This is a genomic window from Vibrio sp. 10N.239.312.D08 (genome assembly GCF_041466145.1).
Lineage (GTDB): Bacteria > Pseudomonadota > Gammaproteobacteria > Enterobacterales > Vibrionaceae > Vibrio > Vibrio crassostreae_C.
In genome coordinates, this window is the sequence record NZ_JBFSSD010000097.1 from 1 (window position 1) to 2,664 (window position 2,664).

The 2,664-nt window shown below is 43.6% G+C and carries 2 protein-coding genes and 3 tRNA genes; all 5 read right to left on the minus strand.

From position 1 onward, the window contains the following. Nucleotides 1-149: 149 nt before the first annotated feature. Nucleotides 150-242: transfer RNA gene (locus AB6D58_RS24215), tRNA-Ser, on the minus strand. Nucleotides 243-286: 44 nt separating this feature from the next. Continuing rightward, a tRNA-Arg gene (locus AB6D58_RS24220) sits at nt 287-363 on the minus strand. A 43-nt stretch (nt 364-406) separates the two neighbouring features. Next, nucleotides 407-499: transfer RNA gene (locus AB6D58_RS24225), tRNA-Ser, on the minus strand. 474 nt (nt 500-973) lie between these two features. Continuing rightward, nucleotides 974-1,171 carry a carbon storage regulator CsrA gene (gene csrA / locus AB6D58_RS24230; protein ID WP_004415691.1) on the minus strand — a complete coding sequence of 66 codons (198 nt, stop codon included), beginning with the start codon at nt 1,169-1,171 and terminating at the stop codon, nt 974-976. Between the two features lie 92 nt (nt 1,172-1,263). Further along, entirely contained in the window at nt 1,264-2,445 is a 1,182-nt protein-coding gene (locus AB6D58_RS24235) for an aspartate kinase (protein WP_017063224.1), read from the minus strand. Nucleotides 2,446-2,664 lie beyond the last annotated feature (219 nt).

Here is a 2,664-nt window from a genome sequence, read left to right on the forward strand (position 1 = left end):
TTCGAACCTCCGACCGCCTGGTTCGTAGCCAGGTACTCTATCCAGCTGAGCTAAGGACGCACGGTGTTCATTCATTAAGAATGAAGTTGTGAAATATATCACATTCTTCTTGCTACGAAGAAAAAAAAAGGCCATCGGCCTGTAATGAATGGCGGTGAGGGAGGGATTCGAACCCTCGATGCAGCTACAAACCACATACTCCCTTAGCAGGGGAGCGCCTTCGGCCACTCGGCCACCTCACCTAATTCATTATTCTCAAATCACTTACAAGTAAGAGAAGAGAGAATGGCGCGTCCTGGAGGATTCGAACCTCCGACCGCCTGGTTCGTAGCCAGGTACTCTATCCAGCTGAGCTAAGGACGCACATTTACATTGTCTAAATTGCTAATTTTAGACTCGCAAGAAATGGCGGTGAGGGAGGGATTCGAACCCTCGATGCAGCTACAAACCACATACTCCCTTAGCAGGGGAGCGCCTTCGGCCTCTCGGCCACCTCACCGTCTTGCGGAGGCACATATTACGTTTTACCGAAAATATGTCAAACACTTTATTGAAAAAAATTGGACAAAAACACTCAACCGTTTGCTATTTAATCAAAGCGCTTGCAAATTGAACTTATAAGATTCAAATCGCGCTTTTTCCCTTAAAAATTAAGGTGAAAGATTGGCAATAATAAACAGCCGAAAACAATTATCTAATTTCTCCAGCAGCAAGTGCTACCGCTGATGGCACAATACTACGGGATGCGTATTTTCGCCATAGGGGAAGCGAATAAATCTTGAGTTTTGCCAAACAAAATACAGAGCAACAGTTCTGTTCAACCTTGTCTGTATCTCGCAGCATCACAAAGCATTCACTTCACCACTTTGAGACCGTTCCGTTATCCAACCCATCTATGTCCCAATCAGTGTTTCGGTTCCCCAAGATCAAAAAAGGCTAGCAACAATGCTAGCCTCTTCTCTACGCAAAAGTATTAGTAGTTGCCAGATGCAACGTTACCATTACCTTTTTCAGCTTGAATGCGCATGTAGATCTCTTCACGGTGAACAGATACTTCTTTAGGTGCGTTAACACCGATACGTACTTGGTTACCTTTAACGCCTAGTACAGTAACTGTTACTTCATCACCAATCATCAGTGTTTCGCCAACGCGGCGAGTCAAAATTAGCATTCTTTGCTCCTTGAGTAATCTCTAAATTTATCTAGCTACGAGAGCATTATCCAACAAAAGTTATATTTTCGTAAACTATCGATTGAGTTTATTTAACCAAAATGCACTTCTTTTTTAGGATAACCCTGTGTTTCACGCGCTACGATGTATGCATTGTGTAATATGTTAGCAGCCATATCGACTTGCGTTGGTGATATCACCAAAGTTAAAGACTGCTGCTGCAATAAGTGATGCTGTACATCAATTTCGCCTTCAGACAACAATCCATGTGAACTGACCACAATTTCTTGTGTTCGGCTTCCTACCACAGTTAACAAACTAACCTGTTCACTATTACGGATTTTCTCAGCAAAAACTAGTTTTAATTTGGCACTTATGTCTTGTTTAATAATGAGTGCTGCCCGTTCTGTTTCCTCGATCACACTACAGACTTCGATCCCCAACAGTTGGCAATGTGAAATGAAAGACGGTAAATCTTCATTCAAACACTCGATACGCACCATATCTCTTTGGATGGCGATGCCAGCAATATCATTCAAACACTGATTACCCGCGATCAATGTGCCCTCGCCTTGTTCAAAGCTTGAAAGCACTCGCAATGACACGTTGTGCTGCCATGCATACTGAACACAAGGAAGGTGCAATACCTTAGCGCCTCGGCGAGCCATCTCTTCCATAGAAGGAAAGTCTAAAGTATCTAATTTCTGAGATTGTTTTACGACTCTAGGGTCACAAGAGTAAACACCATCTACATCAGTATAGATCTGGCATTCTTTCGCCTGCAAGGCACCTGCAAGCGCGACCGCTGTAGTATCTGAACCACCGCGGCCTAATGTCGTGATATCACCTTTCGCATTGAATCCTTGAAAGCCTGCAACAATAACAATCTGGTTGTCATCTAGCAGAGCTTGAATCGGAGCAGTATCAATACGCTCAATCGCCGCATTATTATGATTAGAATCCGTGTGTATCTTGGCTTGATAGCCAGTCATCGATGTCGCTTCATAACCTAACTTGTGTAACGTCATTGCTAACAAGGCCATGGAAACTTGCTCGCCAGCCGTTAACAACACATCCAGTTCTCTAGCGTTTGGTACGCTATCAACTTGCGTGGCTAAATTAACTAACCGATTTGTTTCACCAGACATAGCAGAAACGACAACCACGATCTGGTTCCCTTCATTTTTCGCTTCAATGATTTTTTCTGCTACATGATGGATTCGTTCAATTGAACCCACCGACGTTCCACCAAATTTCTGCACGATAAGAGGCATTTTCACCCGTCCTCACCTTCCCAAGACCAATGTCTATATATGACAAAAAAACACATACTCCGCGTCAGGGCGAAGCAATAAAAAATTAACCAAGGAGTCTAACGCCACCATTAGACTTCTTGGTTAATCTCAATCAAACCTTGTTTAAACACACTTCCAATAGGCAAATCGAGTAGGAGGAGGCCTCACGGCCTCCGTCCTCTCACACCACCGTACAAG

Bases quoted from the DNA above. Each gene is read 5' to 3' on its own strand.
- csrA (WP_004415691.1), bottom strand. From the start codon at position 1,171: ATGCTAATTTTGACTCGCCGCGTTGGCGAAACACTGATGATTGGTGAT.
- AB6D58_RS24235 (WP_017063224.1), bottom strand. From the start codon at position 2,445: ATGCCTCTTATCGTGCAGAAATTTGGTGGAACGTCGGTGGGTTCAATT.